This is a genomic window from Mycoplana ramosa, assembly GCF_041930185.1.
GTDB classification, from domain to species: Bacteria; Pseudomonadota; Alphaproteobacteria; order Rhizobiales; family Rhizobiaceae; genus Mycoplana; species Mycoplana ramosa.
The window spans coordinates 15,804-40,672 of record NZ_JBHEEW010000013.1; the positions used below are offsets into that span (position 1 = coordinate 15,804).

Annotated in this window: 21 protein-coding genes; 13 read left to right on the top strand and 8 right to left on the bottom strand. The window is 63.5% G+C overall.

Going from position 1 to position 24,869, the window contains the following annotated elements; all coding sequences use genetic code 11:
* The first annotated feature begins 2 nt into the window (after positions 1-2).
* The gene (locus tag JNC62_RS16360; protein ID WP_374840083.1) at positions 3-851 is read left to right on the top strand and encodes an MBL fold metallo-hydrolase; all 849 of its coding nucleotides are present in this window, start codon (positions 3-5) and stop codon (positions 849-851) included.
* Between the two features lie 215 nt (positions 852-1,066).
* Here the strand turns inward: JNC62_RS16360 and glnA are convergent, their stop codons facing one another.
* A complete protein-coding gene (glnA, locus tag JNC62_RS16365) occupies positions 1,067-2,476 on the bottom strand; it encodes a type I glutamate--ammonia ligase (protein ID WP_374840084.1) in 1,410 nt (469 codons plus the stop codon).
* 68 nt (positions 2,477-2,544) lie between these two features.
* On the bottom strand, positions 2,545-2,883 hold the full coding sequence (locus JNC62_RS16370; RefSeq protein WP_374840085.1) for a P-II family nitrogen regulator: 339 nt from the start codon (positions 2,881-2,883) through the stop codon (positions 2,545-2,547).
* Positions 2,884-3,224: 341 nt separating this feature from the next.
* Here JNC62_RS16370 and JNC62_RS16375 point away from each other — a divergent pair, with 341 nt between their 5' ends.
* Positions 3,225-4,706 carry an NAD(P)H-hydrate dehydratase gene (locus tag JNC62_RS16375; protein WP_374840086.1) on the top strand — a complete coding sequence of 494 codons (1,482 nt, stop codon included), beginning with the start codon at positions 3,225-3,227 and terminating at the stop codon, positions 4,704-4,706.
* 62 nt (positions 4,707-4,768) lie between these two features.
* Positions 4,769-5,662 (top strand): EamA family transporter, encoded by an 894-nt coding sequence (locus JNC62_RS16380; RefSeq protein WP_374840087.1) that lies wholly within the window; start codon positions 4,769-4,771, stop codon positions 5,660-5,662.
* A 14-nt stretch (positions 5,663-5,676) separates the two neighbouring features.
* Here JNC62_RS16380 and JNC62_RS16385 read toward each other — a convergent pair whose 3' ends face one another.
* Together JNC62_RS16385 and uvrA are read right to left on the bottom strand one after the other, a co-directional pair.
* Positions 5,677-6,489: a DUF72 domain-containing protein gene (locus tag JNC62_RS16385; RefSeq protein WP_374840088.1), complete on the bottom strand. Its 813-nt coding sequence runs from the start codon at positions 6,487-6,489 to the stop codon at positions 5,677-5,679.
* Positions 6,490-6,560: 71 nt separating this feature from the next.
* On the bottom strand, positions 6,561-9,479 hold the full coding sequence (gene uvrA / locus JNC62_RS16390; RefSeq protein WP_374840089.1) for an excinuclease ABC subunit UvrA: 2,919 nt from the start codon (positions 9,477-9,479) through the stop codon (positions 6,561-6,563).
* Positions 9,480-9,775: 296 nt separating this feature from the next.
* On the opposite strand from uvrA, the gene JNC62_RS16395 reads away from it, so the two are divergent.
* The gene (locus JNC62_RS16395) at positions 9,776-10,306 is read left to right on the top strand and encodes a single-stranded DNA-binding protein (protein ID WP_374840090.1); all 531 of its coding nucleotides are present in this window, start codon (positions 9,776-9,778) and stop codon (positions 10,304-10,306) included.
* Positions 10,307-10,405: 99 nt separating this feature from the next.
* Here JNC62_RS16395 and JNC62_RS16400 read toward each other — a convergent pair whose 3' ends face one another.
* Positions 10,406-11,560, bottom strand: coding sequence for a ceramide glucosyltransferase (locus tag JNC62_RS16400; protein ID WP_374840199.1), 1,155 nt, complete (start codon positions 11,558-11,560; stop codon positions 10,406-10,408).
* A 252-nt stretch (positions 11,561-11,812) separates the two neighbouring features.
* Positions 11,813-12,442, bottom strand: coding sequence for a MarC family protein (locus tag JNC62_RS16405; protein WP_374840091.1), 630 nt, complete (start codon positions 12,440-12,442; stop codon positions 11,813-11,815).
* 236 nt (positions 12,443-12,678) lie between these two features.
* Here JNC62_RS16405 and gyrA point away from each other — a divergent pair, with 236 nt between their 5' ends.
* The 6 genes from gyrA (at position 12,679) to tgt (ending at position 19,896) form a co-directional block, all read left to right on the top strand.
* Positions 12,679-15,474, top strand: coding sequence for a DNA gyrase subunit A (gyrA, locus tag JNC62_RS16410; protein ID WP_374840092.1), 2,796 nt, complete (start codon positions 12,679-12,681; stop codon positions 15,472-15,474).
* A gap of 471 nt (positions 15,475-15,945) precedes the next feature.
* Positions 15,946-16,440, top strand: a complete 495-nt coding sequence (gene coaD / locus JNC62_RS16415) for a pantetheine-phosphate adenylyltransferase (protein ID WP_374840200.1) — start codon at positions 15,946-15,948, stop codon at positions 16,438-16,440.
* 24 nt (positions 16,441-16,464) lie between these two features.
* Positions 16,465-17,034 carry a peptidylprolyl isomerase gene (locus JNC62_RS16420; protein ID WP_374840093.1) on the top strand — a complete coding sequence of 190 codons (570 nt, stop codon included), beginning with the start codon at positions 16,465-16,467 and terminating at the stop codon, positions 17,032-17,034.
* 23 nt (positions 17,035-17,057) lie between these two features.
* Positions 17,058-17,567, top strand: coding sequence for a peptidylprolyl isomerase (locus JNC62_RS16425; RefSeq protein WP_374840094.1), 510 nt, complete (start codon positions 17,058-17,060; stop codon positions 17,565-17,567).
* 107 nt (positions 17,568-17,674) lie between these two features.
* Entirely contained in the window at positions 17,675-18,760 is a 1,086-nt protein-coding gene (queA, locus tag JNC62_RS16430) for a tRNA preQ1(34) S-adenosylmethionine ribosyltransferase-isomerase QueA (RefSeq protein WP_374840095.1), read from the top strand.
* On the top strand, positions 18,757-19,896 hold the full coding sequence (gene tgt, locus JNC62_RS16435; protein WP_374840096.1) for a tRNA guanosine(34) transglycosylase Tgt: 1,140 nt from the start codon (positions 18,757-18,759) through the stop codon (positions 19,894-19,896). The genes queA and tgt overlap by 4 nt, the downstream gene beginning before the upstream one ends.
* A gap of 10 nt (positions 19,897-19,906) precedes the next feature.
* Here the strand turns inward: tgt and JNC62_RS16440 are convergent, their stop codons facing one another.
* Positions 19,907-20,329, bottom strand: coding sequence for a DUF4864 domain-containing protein (locus JNC62_RS16440; RefSeq protein ID WP_374840097.1), 423 nt, complete (start codon positions 20,327-20,329; stop codon positions 19,907-19,909).
* Positions 20,330-20,570: 241 nt separating this feature from the next.
* Positions 20,571-22,520, bottom strand: coding sequence for an elongation factor G (locus tag JNC62_RS16445; RefSeq protein ID WP_374840098.1), 1,950 nt, complete (start codon positions 22,518-22,520; stop codon positions 20,571-20,573).
* Positions 22,521-22,908: 388 nt separating this feature from the next.
* Here JNC62_RS16445 and minC point away from each other — a divergent pair, with 388 nt between their 5' ends.
* Genes minC through minE form a run of 3 tightly spaced genes read left to right on the top strand, consistent with a single transcriptional unit; the run spans position 22,909 to position 24,747 of the window.
* Positions 22,909-23,640 (top strand): septum site-determining protein MinC, encoded by a 732-nt coding sequence (gene minC, locus JNC62_RS16450; protein ID WP_374840201.1) that lies wholly within the window; start codon positions 22,909-22,911, stop codon positions 23,638-23,640.
* Between the two features lie 31 nt (positions 23,641-23,671).
* Positions 23,672-24,487, top strand: a complete 816-nt coding sequence (gene minD / locus JNC62_RS16455; RefSeq protein ID WP_374840099.1) for a septum site-determining protein MinD — start codon at positions 23,672-23,674, stop codon at positions 24,485-24,487.
* Positions 24,484-24,747, top strand: a complete 264-nt coding sequence (minE, locus tag JNC62_RS16460) for a cell division topological specificity factor MinE (protein ID WP_374840100.1) — start codon at positions 24,484-24,486, stop codon at positions 24,745-24,747. Before minD ends, minE begins: the two co-directional genes overlap by 4 nt.
* Positions 24,748-24,869 lie beyond the last annotated feature (122 nt).

Below are 24,869 nucleotides of genomic sequence, written 5' to 3' on the forward strand. Positions count from 1 at the left end.
CCGTGTCCTACCGCCGGCGCTTCACCATCCTTGGCTGCGGCTCTTCCCCCGGCACACCGCGCATCACCGGCGATTGGGGTGATTGCGATCCGGCGAACCCAAAAAACCGGCGCACGCGCACAGCACTGCTGGTCGAGCAGGTCGGGCCGGATGGGATGACCACCGTCGTCATCGACACCGGGCCGGACTTTCGCGAGCAGATGATCGCCGCGCGGGTCAAGAGCATCGATGCGGTGCTGTATACTCATGCCCATGCCGACCACATTCACGGTATCGACGACATCCGCGGCTTCGTCCAGCACAGCCGGAAACAAATTCCGATCTGGGCCGACCCGCTGACGATGACTCGCATTCGCGAGGGTTTCGGCTATTGCCTCGAAACCCCGCCGGGAAGCTTCTATCCGCCGATCGTCACGGCCAACCTGATCGATCCGGTCGACATGCCGGTGGTGATCCGCGGGGAAGGGGGTGCGATCCGCTTCGATGCGCTGATGCAGGTCCATGGCTCCAATCATTCGCTTGCGTTTCGCGTCGGCAATGTCGCCTATTGCACCGACGTCAGCGCCTTTCCGGAGTCCACCGCCAGCCGTTTGACGGGTCTCGACCTGTTGATCATCGATGCCCTGCAATACCGCACGCATGCCAGCCACTTCTCGCTCGCCCAGGCGCTCGAATGGATCGATCGACTGGCGCCGAACCGCGCGGTGCTGACGCACATGCATACGCCGCTGGATTACGATCGGGTGATGCGCGAGACGCCGGATCATGTCGAGCCCGCCTATGACCAAATGGCCGTCGAGTTCGACGTCACCGACGAGGTGATTTCCCTCGATGCGACCTATGCGGTCTAGCGCCGACCGCAAGCAGGATCGGGTACAGTTTGCCCGGCAAGCGACGCCGCGTGAGCAGTGTTAGAGCTGCAGGCTTCAGCGGAGCGCCCTGACCCGCCGAACTCTTCTTTCTGTGACAGGAAACAGAAACCCCCGGTCTACGCCGGGGGCTGTCTGGCCCGGCATTGCTGCCGGGCTCTCGTTGCGGGGCCCGCCGGTTTGGGCGGAACAGTCCGTCAAGCGGAGTAGTACATGTCGAACTCGACCGGATGTGGCGTCATGTCGTAGCGCATGACTTCCGCCATCTTGAGTTCGATGTAGGAGTCGATCTGGTCGTCGTCGAAGACGCCGCCGGCGGTCAGGAACTTGCGATCCTTGTCGAGGCTTTCCAGCGCTTCGCGCAGGCTACCGCAGACGGTCGGGATCTTCTTCAGCTCCTTCGGCGGCAGGTCATAGAGGTCCTTGTCCATGGCCTTGCCCGGATGGATCTTGTTCTTGATGCCGTCGAGGCCGGCCATCAGCATGGCGGCGAAGCTGAGATAGGGGTTGCCGAGCGGGTCGGGGAAGCGGACCTCGACGCGCTTGGACTTCGGACCGGTGCCGAAAGGAATGCGGCACGAGGCCGAGCGGTTGCGCGCCGAATAGGCGAGCAGGACCGGCGCTTCGTAGCCCGGCACGAGACGCTTGTAGGAGTTGGTCGTCGGGTTGGTGAAGGCGTTGATGGCCTTGGCGTGCTTGATGATGCCGCCGATGAAGTAGAGGCAGCTTTCGGACAGGCCGGCATACTCGTCGCCGGCGAAGGTCGGCTTGCTGTCCCTCCAGATCGACAGGTGCACGTGCATGCCCGAGCCGTTGTCGCCGAAGATCGGCTTCGGCATGAACGTGGCCGTCTTGCCATAGGCATTGGCGACCTGATGGACGACGTACTTGTAGATCTGCACCTTGTCGGCGCTACGAACGAGCGTGTCGAACTTGACGCCGAGCTCGTGCTGGGCAGCCGCCACCTCATGGTGCTGCTTCTCGACGACCACGCCCATCTCGGCCAGGACCGTCAGCATCTCCGAGCGCATGTCCTGGCAGCTGTCGACCGGCGGGACCGGGAAATAGCCGCCCTTGACGCGCGGCCGGTGGCCGAGGTTGCCGGTTTCGTAGTCGGTGTCGTCGTTGGAGGGCAGTTCGGACGAGTCGAGCTTGAAGCCGGTGTTGTAGGGGTCGGCCTTGTACTTGACGTCGTCGAACACGAAGAACTCCGGCTCCGGACCGACGAACACGGTGTCGCCGATGCCGGACGCCTTGAGATAGGCCTCGGCCTTCTTGGCGATGCCGCGCGGGTCGCGGTTATAGGCTTCGCCGGAAACCGGGTCGAGGATGTCGCAGACGATGACCATGGTCGACTGCGCGAAAAACGGGTCCATGTGCGCCGTGATCGGGTCCGGCATCAGCACCATGTCGGATTCATTGATGGCCTTCCAGCCGCCGATCGAGGAGCCGTCGAACATCACGCCGTCGGCGAACATGTCTTCGTCGACGCAGGAAACGTCCATCGTGACGTGCTGCAGCTTGCCCTTCACGTCGGTAAAGCGCAGATCCACGAACTTTACGTCGTTTTCCTTGATTTGCTTGAGGATATCATTGGCAGTCGTCATTTTTCGAAAGTCCCTGTGTGAGATGACGAGGTGAAACAACCCGGGCCGGACGGCCGGATGATGGTGGGTCAGATGGCATCAATACCGGTTTCGCCGGTACGGATGCGGACAACTTCTTCAATGTTGGAAACGAAGATCTTTCCGTCGCCGATCCGGCCGGTCTGGGCGGCGTTGCGGATCGCTTCGATGACGGCTTCGACATTCTCGTCCGCCAGAACGACTTCGACCTTAACCTTCGGCAGAAAATCGACAACGTATTCGGCGCCGCGATAAAGTTCCGTATGGCCTTTCTGACGCCCGAAGCCCTTCGCTTCCGTAACGGTGATGCCCTGCAGGCCGACTTCCTGAAGGGCCTCCTTCACTTCGTCCAGCTTGAAAGGCTTGATGATCGCTTCGATCTTTTTCATGAAAGAGTGTCTCTCCGCTTCTCCCGTTGGCAGGGGCATGGTCCCGCTGGCCGATCCAATGCAGGTTGCGTGCCAGTATCAGTACTTGCTGCGCATCTTTCGGCAAATAGATCGTTAGTGGGCATTTATGGCCACGCGATGTCGCCAGATTGGCCGCCTGCCGCGCTGTCCGCCTGCTCGAAATTGTGCGTCTGCCTGCGGAAGGAGGCTGTTCGGGCTATCGGCCACCGCTTGTTCCATCCGGCCGCTGCCAATTTGAGCACCTCCAGTGTGCAGATGCCTATTATTTGCGCATTTATATTGCAGTGGCGCCGTTGACGTTTTGCGGGCATTCTCGCCGCATGCACATCGATCTTGAAACACTTCTCGTCACCCCTGCGGAAATGGCGGGCATCGACCGGGACGCCGCCAATAGTGGCATAGACAGTTTTGCGTTGATGGAGCGCGCCGGACAGGCCGTGGCCGCCGCAGCGCTGCGGCACTATCCGGGGGCCTTTCGCTTTGCGGTCCTCGCCGGCCCGGGCAATAACGGTGGAGACGGCTATGTGGCCGCGCGCGCGCTTGCCATGTCCGGTTGTCCCGTCGAGATCTTCGGCTTCGGGCCGGCGCCAACCCATGGGGATGCGGGCAGGGCGCGAAAGCGCTATCGCGGCCCGGTTCGGCCGCTTCAGGATTATGTGCCGGCGGTCGGCGATGTCGTGATCGATGCCCTGTTCGGTGCCGGGCTTTCGCGCGACCTCGACGGTCAGGTCGGTGCGGTGATCGAGCGGGTGAACTGGCTGGCACTCCCGGTGGTGGCGATCGATCTGCCAAGTGGCGTCGACGGCCGCACCGGCCGCGTGCGGGGTGCGGCGCTGCAGGCGAGCCATACGGTCACCTTCATGTGCCGAAAGCCGGGCCATCTGCTCATGCCTGGCCGGGCATTGTGCGGCGACACGGAGGTCTTCGATATCGGCATCCCCGGCCGGATTGTCGCCGCCGCATCCCACCACCTGCGTGTCAACGAACCGGGCATCTGGCGCATGAGCCTGCCTCGCGCCAGCGCGGGGGCGCATAAATATGGACACGGCCATCTGGCGGTCTTCTCGGGAGGGCGGCTTGCCACCGGCGCCGCGCGGCTGTCTGCCAGCGCCGGGCTGAAGGCCGGGGCCGGGCTCGTGACGCTCCTGACACCGGCCGAGGCTGCCGACGACAATGCCGCGCACCTGACCGCGGTGATGCTTCGCCAGATCGACAATGTCGCCGCATTGAGGGCACTGATCGCCGACCCTCGTCTTTCGGCCTTCGTTCTCGGCCCGGGTTTCGGCGATTTCGCACGGGCGCGGGACTATGTCATGGCGCTTCGTGATCGACCGCTGGTGCTGGACGCCGATGGCATCACGGCTTTCCGCGACAAGCCGCCGGAGCTTTTCAGCGCCTTCGCCGATGGGCCGACCCACCTCGTGTTGACGCCGCACGATGGCGAGTTCGCGCGAGTCTTTGCCGACATTGCAGATGATCCGGCGCTGTCGAAGGTGGATCGGGCGAGACAAGCGGCCAGGCGCAGCAACGCCGTAATCGTTTTGAAGGGAGCCGATACGGTGATCGCCGCCCCTGATGGTCGCGCCCTTATAAACGCCAATGCGCCACCCTGGCTGGCAACTGCCGGGTCAGGCGATGTGCTGTCGGGCATCATCGGCGCGCACCTCGCCCAGGGAATGCCGGCCTTTGAGGCGGCCGCGGCCGCGGTCTGGCGTCATGGCGAGGCGGGCAGGCGCGCAGGCAGCGGACTGACGGCCGAGGATCTCATCAACGTCCTGAATGGTTTAGATCAAATCAAATGACTTGGCTGCGGGCCGCCGGCCGTTAAAGCTGTGCGAACCGAAGCGTATGTGGAACCGGATCCATGGGCCTGATCGATATAGCTCTCTTAGTCCTTGTCGCGGCCGTCTGGGGCTTCAACTTCGTCATCATCAAGATCGGGATCGCCAATTTCCCGCCGATCCTGTTTTCGGCGCTGCGGTTCCTCTTCGCCGCCGTGCCGCTCGTCTTCTTCCTGCCGCGGCCGGCCGTGCCGTGGCGGCTGATCCTCGGCATCGGCTTCGTGCTCGGCGTGGTGAAATTCAGCTTCCTCTTCATCGGCATGGACGTCGGCCTGTCGGCGGGCCTGGCCTCGCTTCTCCTGCAGTCGCAGGCGTTCTTCACGATCATGCTGGCCGCCACGATCTACGGCGAGCGATCGCGACCGGTCCAACTGGCCGGCATTGTCGTCGCCTTTGCCGGTATGGTGGTGATCTCGACCACGGTGGATGCGGGATTTACCTATACCGGGCTGGCCCTCGTGCTGGCCGCCGGCCTCGCCTGGGCCTTTTCCAACATGCTCATGAAGAAGATCGGAAATGTCGACATGCTGGCGCTGATGGTCTGGGTCAGCCTGGTGCCGCCCATTCCGCTTGCCGTCATCTCGCTGGCGACCGAGGGCCTGGAGCGCGATCTCGCGGCACTTCAGGCGCTGTCGTGGCAGGGGCTCGGCGCCGTTGCCTATATCGCCTACATCGCGACGGTCTTCGGCTTCGGCGTCTGGGGCTATATGATCCGCAAGCTCGGGGTTTCGACGGTCGCGCCGTTCTCCCTGCTCGTGCCCGTGTTCGGCATGAGTTCGTCCGCGCTCGTGCTGGGGGAAAGTTTCGGCCCCGACCGTCTTGCCGGCGCCGCGCTGGTTGTTTGCGGGCTTGTTCTCACAGCGCTCGGACCGCGCCTCGTCGACCGCATCCGCCGTCCCGCCTCTGCGACTTCATAGGGCCAGAAGAACCTCTACTCGCGCGGCTGGACGCGTTTTTGCAATTCGCGGGCGCCGTTCGGCGCGTTGACCTTGCCCGAGGTGATGAAGAAGGCGAAAACGTCGCGCTTTTCCGGTGCCGGCCGATGCGCCGGATCGATCACGGGCAGGTCTCCAGGCTGGCTGCCGTCCGCCCATTCCGTCAGGCGATCGGCCCATTCGTCGAGCGCTTTGGGCGGATAGCAGGTCGGCACATCGTCCGAGCCGCGCTGCAGCCGGGCGTAGACGAAGTCGGCGGTGACATCGGCGATTTCCGGATAGTCGTCATGGTGGGCGTAGACGATGGCAGCCTTGTGCTTGCGGGCGAGCGCTGCGAACTCCGGCACCCGAAACGAATCGTTGCGCACTTCCAGTGCGTGCCGCAACGGCAGACCGTCCTGCTTTTCCGGCAGGAGCTGCAAGAATGCCTCGAAATCCTCCGGATCGAATTTCTTGGTCGGCGCAAACTGCCAGAGGATCGGACCGAGATGCGGGCCGAGTTCCGTCAGCCCCTGTGTCAAGAAGCGCTCGATCGACTCGCCCGCCTCCGCCAGCACCTTGCGGTTCGTCGTGAAACGGCTTGCCTTGAGCGAGAAGACGAATCCCTCGGGCACCTCCGCGGCCCACTTGGCAAAGGTCTCCGGCTTCTGCGAGCTGTAATAGGTTCCGTTGACCTCGATCGCGGTCAATTCTCGGCTGGCGAACTCAAGCTGGCGTTTCTTCGAGAGCTTGTCCGGATAGAACGTGCCCTCCCAGGGTTCGAAGGTCCAGCCGCCGATGCCGGTACGGATGGTGCCGGGCTTGGTCATGAGTTTCTCCTATTGGGCCGCTGAGACCGGGTCCTTGAGCTTAGTCTATGTGACGATCTTGCGGCGGATTCTCATTCCGCCGCCGCCTTCCGCATCGGCCGCCGCTCCAGCAGTTCCTTCAGGAAATGCCCGGTATAAGACCGCTCGACCTTCACCACGTCCTCCGGCGTTCCCTGCGCGATCACCTCGCCACCGCCGTCGCCGCCTTCCGGGCCGAAGTCGATGACCCAGTCGGCGGTCTTGATGACCTCCAGGTTATGCTCGATCACAACCACGGAGTTGCCCTGGTTCACCAGCTCATGCAGAACTTCAAGAAGCTTCGCTACATCATGGAAATGCAAGCCGGTTGTCGGCTCGTCGAGGATATAGAGCGTGCGGCCGGTCGAGCGCTTCGAGAGCTCCTTGGCGAGCTTGACGCGCTGCGCCTCGCCGCCGGACAGGGTGTTGGCCTGCTGGCCGATCTTGATATAGCCGAGGCCGACCTGGTTCAGCGTCACCAGTTTGTCGCGCACGGCCGGGACGGCGGCGAAGAACTCGACGCCCTCCTCGACCGTCATGTCGAGCACGTCGGCGATCGACTTGCCCTTGAAGTGAACGTCGAGCGTTTCGCGGTTGTAGCGCTTGCCGTGGCAGACGTCGCAGGTGACGTAGACGTCCGGCAGAAAGTGCATCTCGATCTTGATGACGCCGTCGCCCTGGCAGGCCTCGCAGCGCCCGCCCTTGACGTTGAAGGAGAAACGGCCGGGCTGGTAGCCGCGCGCCTTTGCCTCCGGCAGCCCGGCGAACCAGTCGCGGATCGGCGTGAAGGCGCCGGTGTAGGTGGCCGGGTTCGAGCGCGGCGTGCGGCCGATCGGCGACTGGTCGATGTCGATGACCTTGTCGATGTATTCGAAGCCGTCGATGCGGTCATGCTCGGCGGCGATCTCGCGCGCACCCATGATGCGGCGCGCCGCCGACTTGTAGAGCGTCTCGATCAGGAAGGTCGACTTGCCGCCGCCGGAGACGCCGGTGACCGCGGTGAAGACGCCGAGCGGAATCGAGGCGGTGACATTTTTCAGGTTGTTTGCCCGGGCACCGACGACTTTGATTTCCTTCTTCTTTTTCGGCTTGCGGCGTTCGGCAGGTACCGCGACGGAAAGCTCGCCGGAGAGATATTTTCCCGTCAGCGACTTCGGGTTCGCCATGATGTCGGCAGGCGTTCCCTGCGCGATCACCTCGCCGCCATGGATGCCGGCGGCAGGGCCGATGTCTACGACGTAGTCGGCCGTCAGGATCGCGTCCTCGTCGTGCTCCACGACGATCACCGTGTTGCCGATGTCGCGCAGGTGCCGTAGCGTGTCGAGCAGGCGGGCATTGTCGCGCTGGTGCAGGCCGATCGACGGCTCGTCCAGCACGTAGAGCACGCCGGTGAGGCCCGAGCCGATCTGCGAGGCCAGGCGGATGCGCTGGCTTTCGCCGCCGGACAGCGTGCCGGAATTGCGCGACAGGCTCAGATATTCGAGGCCGACGTCATTGAGGAAGCGCAGCCGCTCGCGGATCTCCTTGAGGATACGGACGGCGATCTCGTTCTGCTTGGCGTTCATGTGGCCGGGCAGGGCGTCGAACCAGTCGCGGGCCACGCGGATCGACATGTCGGTGACCTGGCCGATGTGCAGCTTGTCGATCTTCACCGCCAGCGCCTCCGGCTTCAGCCGATAGCCGTTGCAGGCCGGGCAGGGGGCGGCGGACATATAGCGCTCGATCTCCTCGCGCGCCCAGGCCGAATCCGTCTCCTTCCAGCGCCGCTCGAGGTTGGGGACGATGCCTTCGAAGCTCTTGGTCGTCTTGTAGGAGCGCGCGCCGTCCTGATAGTGGAACTCGATCTTCTCATCCGTGCCGTAGAGGATCGCCTTCTGGCCTTCTTCCGAAAGGTCCGACCAGCGACTGGAGAGCTTGAAACCGTAGGCCGCGCCCAGCGCCTCGAGCGTCTGGTTGTAGTAGGGCGAGGACGACTTGGCCCACGGAGCGATTGCGCCGTCGCGCAGGGTCCGCTCCGGCTCGGGCACGATCAGGTCCGGGTCGATCTTCTGCTGGCTGCCAAGGCCGTCACAGGTCGGGCAGGCACCGAAAGGATTGTTGAAGGAAAACAGCCGCGGCTCGATCTCGGGAATGGTGAAGCCGGAGACCGGGCATGCGAACTTCTCCGAGAACAATACCCTCTCATGCGTATCGTTCAGCGACTTGTTGGCCGACCCGCCGGCGGCCGTTTCGTCCGGCGGCAGCGGTTTGTCGGCGAACTCGGCGATCGCCAGTCCGTCGGCAAGCGTCAGGCAGGTTTCGAGACTGTCGGCGAGGCGGGCGGCGAGATCCGGGCGTACCACGACGCGGTCGACCACGACATCGATGTCGTGCTTGTATTTCTTGTCGAGCGCAGGGACGTCGGCGATCTCGTAGAACTGGCCGTCGACCTTGACGCGCTGAAAGCCCTTCTTCATCAGTTCGGCGAGTTCCTTCTTGTACTCGCCCTTCCGGCCGCGCACGATCGGCGCGAGGATATAGAGGCGCGTGCCTTCGCCGAAATCGATGACGCGGTCGACCATCTGGCTGACCGTCTGGCTCTCGATCGGCAGGCCGGTCGCAGGCGAATAGGGGACCCCGACGCGGGCGAACAGCAGCCGCATGTAGTCGTAGATCTCGGTGACAGTCCCGACCGTCGAGCGCGGGTTCTTCGAGGTCGTCTTCTGCTCGATCGAGATCGCCGGCGACAGCCCGTCGATCTGGTCGACATCCGGCTTCTGCATCATCTCCAGGAACTGGCGCGCATAGGCCGAGAGGCTTTCGACGTAGCGGCGCTGACCCTCCGCGTAGATCGTGTCGAAAGCGAGCGACGATTTGCCGGAGCCGGAGAGGCCGGTCATCACGATCAGCTTGTTGCGCGGCAGGTCGAGGTCGATGCCCTTGAGATTGTGCTCGCGCGCCCCGCGAATGGAAATGGTCTTGAGTTCGCTCATGTGTCCAGCGCCAGATGTCGAAGGTCGGAAGAAGTGGTTTGTCGGTCGCGCACCCTATTTAGGGACTGGAACCGGCCTGTCCATGTGCGTTGCGGCAAAACCGTGCCTCTTTGCGATTCGGTTGACAAGATTGCGATGATTTACTAGAACAAAAAAAGAACGAAATACACTAGAATTTGAATCTGTGGATTGTCCGGCACATGGGGCGGCGTCCGCCGCCGCCAGCCGTTAAGATGCGCGGATGAATTTCATGAGGAACCGGAAACCTCTCCGGCGTGACAACAAGGACTGAGCGGATGGCAGGCAGCGTCAACAAGGTAATCCTGATCGGGAACGTCGGCGCGGACCCGGAGATCCGCCGCACGCAGGACGGTCGCCCGATCGCCAACCTGCGGATCGCGACGTCGGAATCCTGGCGCGACCGCAACTCCGGCGAGCGCCGCGAAAAGACGGAATGGCACACCGTCGTCGTCTTCAACGAGGGCCTGTGCAAGGTCGTCGAGCAGTACGTCAAGAAGGGCGCCAAGCTCTATATCGAGGGCGCGCTGCAGACCCGCAAGTGGCAGGACCAGAACGGCAACGACCGCTATTCGACCGAAGTGGTGCTGCAGGGCTTCAACTCGACCCTGACCATGCTCGACGGTCGCGGCGAGGGCGGCGGCGACCGCCGTGGCGGCGGCTCCGACTTCGGTGGCGCTGGCAACTATGGCGGCGGCGCACCGAGCTATGACGACTACGGCTCGCAGCCGTCCTCGTCCGGTGGCGCGAGCCGCGGCGGCGGATCGTCGAATTTCTCGCGCGACATGGACGACGATATTCCGTTCTAAGGCCTAGCGTTGTCCGGGCGGAAACATTTTCTCGCCCGGGTGGGCGAGACGTCGCGCGGAGCCGGAATGCCGGTGCCTGTCAGGTTGGCATCAGAACAGTCACGATAGGTTCGCAAGTCCCGGCGCACCTGTCTCGAGTTGGGATTCGTGCGCACCGATCCACATCCGGTTGCCCCGCCAGTCGGTGCTTCGCGCAAGCCAACCGCGGACCCATATCACTGGCAACAACAGATCGCGCGTGACCATGGCGATGAGCGACCATCGGGAAAGATGCCAGTTCTTCCGATGGGCGAGCGCGAGTTCGGGCAAGTAGGTCGCGCCGGCGACAAATGCAGCGGCGGCGGCCACGCTGTGGCCTGCGCCGATCGCCGCGATCACCGACAGCACAAGCGGCGGTACCACCCCCAGCAGGATTTCCGGTGAGAAGAATTGCGGAAAGGTAACGCGTCGCAAGCGCGCCCACCGGCACTGCCGTGCCCAGACCTCGCGAAATGTCCTGCTGCCGAGTGGTTGATCGAACGGGGAGGACACCAGGTGCACCTTCAGGCCGAGGCCCCTGACGAGTTTCGTGGCGGCCGCATCCTCAGCGATCTGAGAACCCAGCGCCTGAATGCCGCCGTTGGCATCCAGCATGCTTTTGCGCCAGAGCATGCTCTTGCCCTGTGCACACCCGAACCCAAGCGCCTCGCCGGCATATTGCCAACGCGCCTGATGGGCGTTCAGGAACGCACATTCGACCTCCGCCCAGAATCCTTGCGGACGTGAACCAAGCGGGGTCGAGCATACCAGCCCGCTGTCCGGGCGCCACGCCGCCATCAGGCGAGCAAGATAGTCGGCCGGCATCAGGACGTTCGAGTCGGCGAGAACCACCCATTCATGCGACGCGGCGTTCCAGCCTTTCACGCAGTTGTTCAGCTTCGGATTGGCACTGATCGGATCGTCGCCGACAAGAAGCGTTGCGGGAATGGCAGGGTGGCGTCTGCGCACATCGTCGACCAGCGGGATCACTGCATCCCTTGCATCAGCGACGCAGAAGATCACTTCGTAGTCCGGCCAATCCAGGCGGAATGCGCTTTCCAGCGTTTCCCGCGAAAATTCCTCGCGGCCGCAGAGCGGAATGACGACAGAGACTGGCGGGCGTCTACGCGCCGCGGGCTGCGGGCCCAGGCGGGGCCAGATGCGCCGGCCGGCTATGGCCAGGCTCAACAGATTGATGGCCAGGAGCGCTCCGGCGGCGGTAAAAAAATTCAGCATCATGGTTCCATCGACGAGCCGCTCCGCCGTTCTGGCGAACCGAGACATCCGATAGACATCACCCAGAGATGACAGACCGATGACATCCGATGCCTCGGATCGACGCTGGCAGACGGTTGCCCAAGGGCGAAGGGGATCCGCCACTCCGCGCGGTGCCGGTCCTGTGGATGGCTGGTTTATGGGAGTTAAGGCAAAGGTATCGAAGTCAGTAGGTGACCATTTTGGACGCCACGTGAAAGGCGCGCATCGCAGTCAGATCACGAACGCCGCCCGGGTGCCGTCGACGACGAACTGCACTGCCAGCGCCGCCAGAATGACCCCGAGAAGCCGCGTCAGGATCGCCCGGCCGGTCACGCCAAGATAGCGGTCGACCCGTTCGGCGATATAGAGGGTGAGATAGACCACCGCGACGCACACGGCGATGACGACGAGGAGGGCTGCGCGGCCCACCGGCGACGACAACGACCCGGACAGAAGGATCGTCGCGGAAATGGCGCCGGGCCCGGCGATCAGCGGCAGGGCGAGTGGAAAGACCGCGATGTTGCGGATGTGGTCCTTGGTGATGGCGACTTCGGATGTCTTCTCCTTGCGTTCCTGGCGACGCTCGAAGACCATCTCGAAGGCGATGGTGAACAGTAGCAGACCGCCGGCAATGCGGAAGGCGGCGATCGATATCCCGAGCAGGCCGAGGATCCCGGCGCCGAAAATCGCAAAAGTGGCGAGGATGGCGAAGGCGATGATCGACCCGCGCAGCGCCACCTGGTTGCGTTCGGCGCGGTTCATGCCGACGGTCAGGCCGAGAAAGATCGGCGCGAGCCCCGGCGGGTCGAGCGTCACCAGCATGGTCGTGAGCGCATTGACGACCAATTCGTAATCGTACATCCGGCCATCCCCCTTGCCGATCCGCATTCTCTCGATGCGCTTTAGCCGCCATTGTTAGGGCAGTGACGCACCCAAGTGAAGGGGGCGGCGGTGCCACATTCGGGCGGCGCCATCAAATTGCGGCATTTGGCGGATTTCTGGCAAAAGACTGTTCAAAACCTCCCACAAAATTGGCGCAGTTCAAGCTGGTAGGCTATAAAATCCCGACTGATTCTGAACAAAGATCGTGATCGAAATTGACAGAGCAAACGACCCCCGGCGGCAAGTCCCCTTCCGGTATTGAGCCCATTTCCATCACCGCGGAAATGCAGCGGTCTTATCTCGACTACGCCATGAGCGTCATCGTGAGCCGCGCACTGCCCGATGTGCGGGATGGCCTGAAGCCGGTGCACCGGCGCATCCTCTTCAGCATGGGCGAGATGGGGATTGACTGGAACAAGAAATACGTGAAGTGCGCCCGCGTCACCGGTGACGTGATGGGTAAGTACCATCCGCACGGGGACGCGGCGATCTACGATGCACTCGCCCGTCTCGCGCAGGACTGGTCGCTTCGCCTGCCGCTGATCGACGGCCAGGGCAATTTCGGTTCCGTCGACGGCGATCCGCCGGCGGCGCAGCGCTACACCGAGTGTCGCCTGGAGAAGGCAGCGCACAGCCTGCTCGACGACCTCGACAAGGAAACGGTCAACTTTCGCGACAACTACGACGGGACCCTGCAGGAACCGTCGGTGCTGCCGGCGAAATTTCCCAACCTGCTCGTCAACGGCGCGGGCGGCATCGCCGTCGGCATGGCGACGAACATCCCGCCGCACAACCTCGCCGAAGTCATCAACGGCTGCATCGCGCTGATCGACAATCCGGCGATCGACCTGCTCGACCTGATGCAGATCATCCCCGGCCCTGATTTCCCGACCGGCGCGATGATCCTCGGCCGCGCCGGCATCCGCCAGGCCTACGAGACTGGCCGCGGCTCGGTGATCATGCGCGGCGTGGCCCGGGTCGAGCCGATGCGCGGCGACCGCGAGCAGATCATCATCACCGAGATCCCCTACCAGGTGAACAAGGCGACGATGATCGAGAAGATGGCCGACCTGGTGCGCGAGAAGCGCATCGAGGGCATCTCGGACCTGCGAGACGAATCCGACCGCGAGGGATACCGCGTCGTCATCGAGCTGAAGCGCGACGCCAACGCCGAGGTCATTCTCAACCAGCTTTATCGCTATACGCCGCTGCAGACCTCCTTCGGCTGCAACATGGTGGCCCTGAACGGCGGCAAGCCGGAGCAGATGACGCTGCTCGACATGCTGCGCGCCTTCGTGTCCTTCCGCGAAGAGGTCGTCAGCCGCCGGACGAAGTACCTGTTGCGCAAGGCGCGGGACCGGGCCCACGTTTTGGTCGGCCTGGCGATCGCCGTGGCCAATATCGATGAAATCATCAACCTCATCCGCCACGCGCCCGATCCGCAGACGGCGCGCGAGCAGTTGATGGTGCGCCGCTGGCCGGCCATGGATGTCGAGCCGCTGATCCGCCTGATCGACGACCCCCGTCATCGCATCAATGACGACCTGACCTACAACCTCTCCGAGGAGCAGGCCCGCGCCATTCTCGAATTGCGACTGGCGCGTTTGACTGCACTCGGTCGCGACGAAATCGCCGACGAACTGAACAAGATCGGCGAGGAAATCCAGGACTATCTCGATATTCTCGGTTCCCGCCTGCGCATCCAGACGATCGTCAAGGACGAGATGATCGCGGTCCGCGACGAATTCGGCACGCCGCGCCGCACCGAGATCGCCGATTTCGGTTCCGACATGGACGACGAGGACCTGATCGCCCGGGAAGACATGGTGGTGACGGTCTCGCACCTCGGCTACGTCAAGCGTGTGCCGTTGACGACCTACCGGGCGCAGCGCCGGGGCGGCAAGGGCCGGTCCGGCATGGCAACGCGCGACGAGGATTTCGTCACCCGTCTGTTCGTCGCCAACACGCACACGCCGGTCCTGTTCTTCTCCTCGCGCGGCATCGTCTACAAGGAGAAGGTCTGGCGGCTGCCGATCGGAACGCCGCAGTCGAAGGGCAAGGCGCTGATCAACATGCTGCCGATCGAGCCGGGTGAGCGCATCACCACGATCATGCCGTTGCCCGAGGACGAAAGCACCTGGGAGAACCTGGATGTGATGTTCTCGACGACCCGCGGCACGGTTCGCCGCAACAAGCTTTCGGATTTCGTGCAGGTCAACCGCAACGGCAAGATCGCAATGAAGCTCGAGGAGGAGGGCGACGAGATCCTCTCCGTCGAAACCTGCACCGATCAGGACGACGTGCTGCTGACGACCGCGCTCGGCCAGTGCATCCGCTTCCCGGTGGACGACGTGCGTGTCTTCGCCGGCCGCAACTCGGTGGGCGTGCGTGGCATCTCGCTGGCGGCAGGGGATCGGATCATCTCGATGACGATCGTCGGCCACGTCGATGCGGAGCCGTGGGAGCGTGCCGCCTATCTCAAGCGTTCCGCCGCTGAACGGCGGGCCGCCGGCGGCGAAGTGGAGGACATCGCCTTGGTTGGCGAAGAGGTCACCGAAGAGGGACAGCTCTCCGACGAGCGCTACGAGGAACTGAAGGCGCGCGAGCAGTTCGTGCTGACCGTTTCGGAGAAGGGTTTCGGCAAGCGGTCCTCATCCTACGACTTCCGCACGTCCGGCCGCGGCGGCAAGGGTATCCGTGCCACCGACACTTCGAAGACCAACGAGATCGGCGAACTGGTCGCGGCCTTCCCCGTCGGCGACGGCGATCAGTTGATGCTCGTCTCCGATGGCGGCCAGCTGATCCGTGTGCCGGTCGACGGTATCCGTATCGCCAGCCGCGCAACCAAGGGCGTGACCATATTCTCCACCGCCAAGGATGAGAAGGTCGTCTCCGTCGAGCGCATCAATGAGCCAGACGGCGAGGATGAGGAAAACGGCGACAGCGAAGAGGGCGCGACCGAAGGCACCGCCGCTGATCTGAGCGCTGGCGATCCGACCGCCGAAGAGTAGGGCTCCCATCCGAGAAACAGCATAAAGGCCGGCCGCATCGCGACCGGCCTTTTGTGTATGTAAGTGCGGTTTCAAGAAGCAACGGCTAGGGTACCGGGCGAATAGCCTGCTTTCCTCTTCCGCGTCTTCGTGCTCGAAGGTCGCGCGGCAAAAGTCCACAGACAGCATTGCGCCGAAAAAGGCGGTGGACTTGTGGAGAAGCGGTTCATCGGATCAGCCCCGGTTGCAGCTGTGGGCCTCGCGCGCCTCCCGCTGCAGTGCACGGATGGCGGCGGTGGTGAGAAGAACGAACATCGTCAGGCTGAGCAGGGCATTCGACGTTTGTTCCCAGCCGCGCGCCCTGGGATCGGGGCGAGCGAATTGCCCGCTTTTGTTCTCCCGATCTTGCCGGGGACAGAGAAACGACCGAGCCCAACAATCTATTGCTTCTGGCGCCGCCGCGTGACACAACGCGGCAAACGGGAAAACGCCATGGCTGTCGCCTTCTATCCGGGGTCATTCGACCCGATCACCAACGGACATCTCGACGTGCTGGTCCAGGCGCTCAACATCGCGCCGAAAGTGATCGTCGCGATCGGCATCCATCCGGGCAAGGTACCGCTGTTTTCTTTCGACGAGCGCGCCGACATGATCCGGCAGGCGATTGCCGAGGCGCTGCCTTCGCGCTCGGGCGACGTTTCTGTCGTGGCCTTCGACAAGCTGGTCGTCGATGCTGCACGCGAGCACAAGGCGCATTTGCTGATCCGCGGCCTGCGCGACGGCACCGACCTCGACTACGAAATGCAAATGGCTGGAATGAACCAACAGATGGCCCCGGACGTTCAGACCGTATTCCTGCCCGCCGGCACGGCGTCGCGGCCCATAACCGCCACATTGGTTCGCCAGATCGCCGGCATGGGCGGAGATGTGAGCGCCTTTGTTCCCAAGGTTGTCAACGCGGCACTGAGAGCGCGCAAGCGACCCTGATAGTCACAACGAAATGGAGTGATCATGAAACTCTTGAAGATCGCGTTTGCGGGTGCGCTGCTCCTTGCGACCGCCACCGGCAGCGTCTGGGCGCAGGCGAAGGAATACCTGACGATCCAGTTGAAAGACGGCCCGGTCGTCATCGAGCTGCGCCCCGATGTCGCGCCCAAGCACGTGGCCCGGATCAAGGCCCTTGCAGCGGCTGGCGAATATGACAACGTCGCGTTCCACCGCGTGATCGACGGCTTCATGGCCCAGACCGGTGACGTGCAGTACGGTGACATGGAAAGCGGCTTCAATCCGGCCGCAGCCGGCACCGGCGGCTCCTCGCAGCCGGATCTTCCGGCCGAGTTCTCCGACGTACCGTTCGAGCGCGGTACCGTCGGCATGGCGCGCGCGCAGGATCCCGATTCAGCCAATTCGCAGTTCTTCATCATGTTCGCGCCGGGCGACTTCCTGAATGGCCAGTACACCGTTGTTGGCAAGGTGGTCGAAGGCATGGAGAATGTCGACAAGATCAAGCGCGGTGATCAGGCCAACAATGGCTCCGTCACCGATCCCGATCGGATGATCAAGGTCACCGTCGGAAAATAAGCCTCAGAGCAAGGAGAAAGACCATGGCCGAGATCAAGGATCCGGAAAACACCATCATCATGGAGACCTCGAAGGGCAAGGTCGTGATCCAGTTGCTGCCGGACCTGGCGCCCGGTCACGTCGCCCGCATCAAGGAACTGACGCGCGAGGGCGCCTATGACGGCGTGGTCTTCCATCGCGTCATCGAGGATTTCATGGCGCAGACCGGCGACGTGCAGTATGGCAAGACGGGCGGCAAGGACTTCAACCCGGCTCGCGCCGGGATGGGCGGCTCCGACAAGCCGGACCTGAAGGCCGAATTCTCGAACATGAGCCACGTCCGCGGCACCTGCTCGATGGCCCGCAGCCAGATGCCGAACTCGGCCAACTCCCAGTTCTTCATCTGCTTCACCGACGCGCCCTGGCTGAACAAGCAGTACTCCGTCTGGGGCCAGGTGATCGAGGGCATGGAGAACATCGACAAGATCAAGCGTGGCGAGCCGGTGCGCGATCCCGACACGATCGTCTCGATGAAAGTCGCCGCCGACGCCTGATCTCTTTCGATCGAACGAGCCCGCTCCGGCGCCTGTGGCGTGGGGGCGGGTTTCCCTTTTCTGCCGAAATGGGGTATCGGCATTCAAACCCGAAGCAACGACCGCTTATGCGCATAGATTTGTTCGATTTCGAGCTCCCCGAAGAGCGCATCGCCCTACGCCCGGTATCACCGCGCGAGGACGCCCGCCTGCTCGTCGTCCATCCAGGGCAGCCGGTTCCCTTCGCCGACCACCGGGTTGGCGACCTGCCCGATTTTCTTGAGCCGGGCGATGCCCTGGTGTTCAACGACACCCGCGTGATCCCGGCGCAGCTCGAGGGCATTCGCCACAGGGAAGGGGCGGGCGGCCAGCAAGTATCGGCGACGTTGCACATGCGCATCGCCGCCGACCGCTGGAAGGCGTTCGCCAGGCCGGGCAAGCGCATCAAGGTGGGCGACCGCATCTCCTTCGGCCACGAGGGCAGGGTCTGCCTGCTCGGCACGCTTGACGCCACCGTCGAGGAGAAGGGTGACAATGGCGAGGTGACGCTGCGGTTCGATTTCTTCGGCCCGACGCTGGACGAGGCGATCGCGACCGTCGGCCACATCCCGCTGCCGCCCTATATCGCCTCCAAGCGGGAGGGCGACGAGGCGGACCGACGCGACTACCAGACCATCTATGCCCGCGAGGAGGGTGCGGTCGCAGCCCCCACCGCCGGGCTGCACTTTACCGAGGGGCTGTTCGAGCGGCTCGACCGCAAGGGCGTCGAGCGCCATTTCGTCACACTGCATGTCGGAGCCGGGACCTTTCTGCCGGTCAAGGCGGACGATACCGACGACCATGTGATGCACCAGGAAATCGGCCACGTCTCGAAGGCAACGGCTGATGCCCTGAATGCCGTGCGGGCGAGGGGCGGGCGCATCGTCTGCGTCGGGACGACGTCGCTGCGGCTGCTTGAAAGCGCGGCCTCGGCGGACGGCACGATCGAGCCGTGGTCCGGCGCCACGGGGATCTTCATCACGCCCGGATACCGCTTCCGCACCGCCGATGTGCTGATGACCAACTTCCACCTGCCGAAGTCGACGCTGTTCATGCTCGTCTCGGCCTTCTCCGGTCTCGAGACGATGCGCGCGGCCTATGCGCACGCCATCGGCACCGGCTACCGCTTCTATTCTTACGGCGACGCCAGCCTGCTTTTCCGGGAAGACCGATGACCGAACGATTTGAATTCAAGCTGCTTGCGACCGACGGCAAGGCGCGGCGCGGCGAGGTGACGATGCCGCGCGGCACGATCCGCACGCCGGCCTTCATGCCGGTCGGCACCGTCGGCACCGTCAAGGCGATGTATCTCGACCAGGTCCGGGAGCTCGGCGCCGATATCATCCTCGGCAATACCTACCACCTGATGCTGCGCCCCGGCGCGGAGCGCGTCGCGCGCCTCGGCGGTCTGCACAACCTGATCCGTTGGCCCTGGCCGATCCTGACGGATTCCGGCGGGTTCCAGGTCATGTCGCTGTCGGGACTGCGCAAGCTCGACGAGAAGGGCGTCACCTTCAAGAGCCACGTGGACGGCTCGCTGCACCACATGTCGCCGGAGCGTTCGATCGAGATCCAGGGCCTGCTAGACAGCGACATCCAGATGCAGCTCGACGAATGCGTCCGTCTTCCGGCGGAACCGAAGGAAATCGAACGGGCGATGGAGATGTCCTATCGCTGGGCCGAGCGCTGCAAGGTCGCCTTCGGCGACCAGCCGGGCAAGGCGATGTTCGGCATCGTCCAGGGTGGCGATATTCCGGAACTGCGCGTGCGCTCGGCGCAGGCGCTCGCCGCCCTTGATCTTAAAGGCTATGCGATCGGCGGGCTGGCGGTGGGAGAGCCGCAGGCGGTCATGCTCGACATGATCGACACGACCTGCCCGCATCTGCCGACCGATAAGCCGCGCTACCTGATGGGTGTCGGCACGCCCGACGACATCCTGAAGTCGGTCGCGCATGGCATCGACATGTTCGACTGCGTGATGCCGACCCGCTCGGGACGCCACGGCCTTGCCTTTACCCGCAATGGCCGCATCAACATTCGCAACGCCCGCCACGCGGAAGATCTGCGGCCGCTCGACGAGCAATCGAACTGCCCGGCGTCGCGGGACTATTCGCGCGCCTATCTGCATCATCTCGTGCGCGCGAACGAGTCGCTTGGCGGGATGCTGCTCACCTGGAACAACCTGGCCTACTATCAGGACCTGATGGCGGGAATTCGCGCGGCGATCGAAGAGGGGCGCTACGCCGACTTCATGGCGGAAACGCAGGAAGCCTGGGCGCGTGGCGAAGCCGAGGCCAAGAGCGGGGCCTGAGAGCCGCGCGTCAGATGTCGGAGCCCGGAGCGGCCGGCTGCATATGCACCCCATTGATCTTGTAGCTGCCGTCCGGCTGGCGAACCACCTGGTAGATCAACGTCCAGTCCTTGCCGTCGCTGCCGGTGATCAGAACCTCCTGCAAGACCGTGCCGCCTGACACCTTGCTGCGACCGAAGGCGAAGTTCCCGGGGCGATACACCGGCCCATAGCCGCGTTTGACCATGTCGAAAAAGGATGTTTCGTCGGGAAATTTCTCCCGGATCGTCGGCGAGGCGAACGAGTAGGCAGCCGTGGCGTCGTCGTGCAGGAAGGCGTCGATCTGGCGCTCGATGACGGCCTGCGCCGAATCGACGGGTTCGCCCGCCAAAGCGGCGGGCGCAGCAGGCAAGGCCAAGAGAAAGATCGCCACTGCTGTTGGAACCGACCTCATGGCAAAAGCTCCGTTGCTCTTTTCTCAGACTAGGCCAATCACCGGCACTTGAAAGTAGGCGGATTGCTTCACGACATGCGCGAAAGTCGACAAAAATACAATATAACAGCATGTTATATCTTTATTTTAATCTAATTCGTCACCATTCAACAGTTCGTGAAATCTTGTGGCTCAGTAATGCGCGGTGTGAACGTGCCACGGCTGGCCAGACCGGTGGTGTGGCCGGAGAGGCGCCGCCGCTTCAGGAGGAGTGCGAGCCAAGGGCCGTCACGATGGCGTCGGCTTCCTTGCCGTACACCTCCTCGTAGTGATCAAACGACTTGGAGAAATAACCGATGCCTTGCGTCGCCGATCGCAGCGACCGTGCCAGTTCGTCGAGCGCGTTGCCGGGAACGAGCGCACGAAACGTATCCCAACCCTTGGCAGATTCGTCGCGGTCGAATCCCAGGACCTGTCCCTTCAGCGCCGAGACGATCTGAACCAGGCCGCCCGTATAGATCGACGGGATGTGGATCTCGACACGGAGGATCGGCTGCATGAGCACCGGCGAAGCTTGCGCCAGGGCCTGGCGTACGCCCATTTTCCCGGCCGTCCTGAAAGCATATTCCGAGCTGTCGACCGTATGATGTTGTCCGTCGGTGAGCGTGACGCCGACATCGATGACCCCGAAGCCCAGGGGGCCCTTGTCCATCGCTTCGCGTGCGCCGGCTTCGACGGCGGGAATGAAATTCCGCGGCACGGCGCCGCCCTTGACGACCTCCGCAAACGAAAAGCCGTTTCCCCGCTCGTTCGGGTGGATGCTGAGCTTGACATCGGCAAACTGCCCGGCACCGCCCGTCTGCTTGCGGTGGCGATAGTGCACGTCGGACGGCTTGGATATCGTCTCCCGATAGACCGCACGCGGCGACTGCTCGGTGACCGGAATGTGGAACACGTCGTTCAAGGCCTTGCTGACCTCGCGCAGGTGCAATGGCCCCTGGACACTGACGAGATAGGCGCCCGATCCCTCCTCCTGCGTCACTTGAAGCCCCCGATCGGCTTCCGCGAGCTTCGCCAGCGTGCCCGACAGCTTGGTTTCGTCCCGCTCGCTGTCGGGCACCAGGATGCGATCGAGCATTGGCGACGGCGGCGCGACCCAGCCGGGCGCCGCGAGTGCCGAGCTGGCCGTAAGCAGCGCCGGCACAGGCAAACGGTCGGATTTGACCGTCGCGAACACCTCGCTCGGGGCGGGTACGCCATTGGCGAGCGGCCGGCCGGCAATCGGATCCTGCAGGCTGCCCAGCGCGAATTCGCCCTGCGACGACTGCTTCATTTCGTTCAACGCGCGGGCGAGCACGGTCTTGCCGATGTTCTGCCGGTGGAAGGCATGAAAGGTCACTGCGGCAAGTTCACCGTCCGAGATGTCTGCCGCACTCGCCAGTCGGCCGCGCAGCGCCTCGACGGGTGGAGCCTCATGACGCAACGCCTTCATCAGGCGCATGATCCCGTTGCTGTGGCTGGCCGCGCCGATAAAGATCGGGGTGATCTGGTTCTGCGTCAGGATTCGCGAGGCGATGGAGTAGACCGCCGCACTGTCCGGCTGCCGGTCCTCGATCAGTTCTTCCAGCAACCAGTCGTCGAATTCAGACAGTTGCTCGAGCAGCCCTAAGCGCGCCTCGTGTTCCTGTTCCGCCAACTCCTGCGGAATAGCGACGAGGGAAGAGGTCTGGCCCTCGCGGTACCGCCAGGCCCGCTCCGAGATCAGGTCGACGGCGCCGACGATCTTCTCGCCCTCGCGAATCGGGATCTGCCGCAGAACAAGGGTGTGTCGTGCATAGTCCTGCAACGCCGCGATCACGTCGCGAATGCGCCCGCGCGGCTCGTCTATGCGGTTGATGAAGATGATGCAGGGCGTGCCGGAGGCTTCGATAACCCGAAGATAAGGTGCGGCGAGCACCGCCTCCTCCGGGACCGGGGAGACGCACAGGATGCAGGCGTCGCTCGCCAGAAGCGCCTGTTGTGCGTGCGCCAATGATTCGATCGACCCCGGCGCGTCGAGTGCGCACCAGAATTCACCGCCGAACTCGAACTGGCAAAGGTTCAGGCCGTAAGGGGAGGTGGCTTTTCGCGCTGTTCCTTCCAACGCCGCCAGCTTGTCGACCAGCGTTGATTTCCCCGTCTGCGAAGGTCCCATCACGGCAAAGCAGCGCATCGGCATTCCTCCCATTGCCAGGATCGCAACTCTCTCCTTTTTGCAGGATGCCGCGAAGCCGGACGAAGCGCCAGAGACATGTTGATATTTCTTGGCAGCCGGTGGGTGAGGGCGAGGGGCACGATGCGATCGCCTGCGCGTTCCCGCCGAAGACGACGGCATCTCCCGTCGTCCTGGCAAGGTCCGCGCGATGGTCGATTTCCTGGTCGCCAACGCGGTCCGTGTAACGCGTGCTACGGCGGCGGGCCTCGCCCCATTGGCCCGAACCACGCCTCACGAGCACGCTGAGCGGCTGCCAGCCGGGCCGCTATTTCCATCCGCCGGGGGTGAAATTAACTTCTTGTTAACCATGAATCGGGTAGCTATGGGGAACCAAAAATTAACGAAGATCCCCAAAGTGTTAACAGAACCTCGTTCGATCCGTATCAAGGGCCGATCCTTCCTGGCGCTGATGCTTTCACCGGAAATGCCGCTCGGCGAGTGGCTTAGCCGGCTTGACGATCTCGCCGCGCGGTCGGCGGGTTTCTTCCTCGAACGGCCGATCGTGCTCGATGTGGCCGAACTCGACATCGACCGGCCGCAACTGAAGGACCTGCTTGCAGAGCTTGCGAACCGCAACGTGCGGGTCATGGGAATCGAGGGCGGACGACCCTCGCTGTTCGAGCCGGGGATGCCGCCGGCGATGCGGGGAGGGCGACCTGCGCCCGAAATCGAGGTTCCGGTGGTCGAGCGGACCGCGGACACCAGCAAGGCGCCGACGGCCCCGCAAGACGCACAGATCGTCAAGGCGCCGGCGTCGATGATCATCCGGGAGCCCGTGCGCTCGGGGCAATCGGTGTTCTTCCCGGAAGGCGACGTCACGGTCGTTGGATCGGTCGCATCCGGTGCGGAGATCATCGCCGGCGGATCCGTCCACATCTACGGCACCCTCCGGGGGCGGGCGCTGGCTGGCTCGGTAGGGAACGCGGGAGCACGCATCTTCTGCCGAAAGCTTGAGGCAGAGCTGCTGGCGATCGACGGCGTCTACAAGACCGCGGACGATATGGCCGCAGACCTTCGCGGGCAGGCGGTCCAGCTCTGGCTCGAGGGCGATTCGATTATGGCAGAAAGACTAAACTGAGCCGGCTGCCGGCCAGCAACAGGAGCGGAAGATGGCGAAAGTAATCGTGGTGACATCCGGTAAGGGGGGAGTCGGCAAGACGACTTCGAGTGCCGCTCTCGGAGCGGCGCTGGCCCAGCGCAACGAGAAGACCGTCGTTGTGGATTTCGACGTCGGCCTGCGCAACCTGGACCTCGTCATGGGGGCCGAACGTCGGGTCGTTTATGACCTGGTGAATGTGATCCAGGGCGAGGCAAAACTGCCGCAGGCACTGATCCGCGACAAACGTCTCGACACGCTCTTCATGCTGGCGGCGTCCCAGACCCGTGACAAGGACAGCCTGACGCCGGAGGGCGTCGAGCGGGTCATCAACGACCTGAAACGGCACTTCGACTGGATCATCTGCGACAGCCCGGCCGGCATCGAACGGGGCGCGACGCTCGCCATGCGCCATGCGGACGTGGCCGTCGTGGTGACCAACCCGGAAGTGTCGTCGGTGCGCGATTCCGACCGCATCATCGGTCTCCTCGACGCCAAGACCGAAAAGGCCGAACGCGGCGAACGAATGGAAAAGCACCTGTTGCTCACCCGTTACGACGCCGCGCGCGCCGATCGCGGCGACATGCTGAAGGTCGACGATGTCCTCGAGATCCTGTCGATCCCGTTGCTCGGCATCATTCCGGAAAGCATGGACGTGTTGAAGGCGTCCAACATCGGTGCTCCCGTGACGCTGGCTGACAGCCGCAGCGCCCCGGCGATCGCCTATCTCGATGCGGCCCGTCGCCTTGCCGGCGAGACCGTGCCGATGAGCATTCCGGGCGAGAAACGCAGCATCCTGGGCAAGATATTCGGGCGGAGGGCGGCATGAGCATTTTCCGTTTCTTCAGCAAGCAGAGCTCCGCGCCGACGGCGCGCGACCGTCTGCAGGTGCTGCTGGCCCACGAGCGGGCAACGGTCGGTCAATCGGATCTGATCGCTATTCTCAGGGAAGAGATCCTCGCCGTCATCGCCAAGCACGTCGAGATCGATGACGAACGGGTGAGTGTAAAGATGGATCGCGGCGAGCACGTCACCACGCTGGAAGTCGACATCGAGATTCCGATTACCGTGACCGTTCGCGCGGCCTGAACACTGCCAGCCGGCAAATTCGACGATGGTCGGGAAACCCCATCCGTCAGACAAGCGCCCTCGTGATAGGCACGATACGAGGGCGCTTTAACGCTTGCTGGGCTAGGACCTAGGCCGCATTG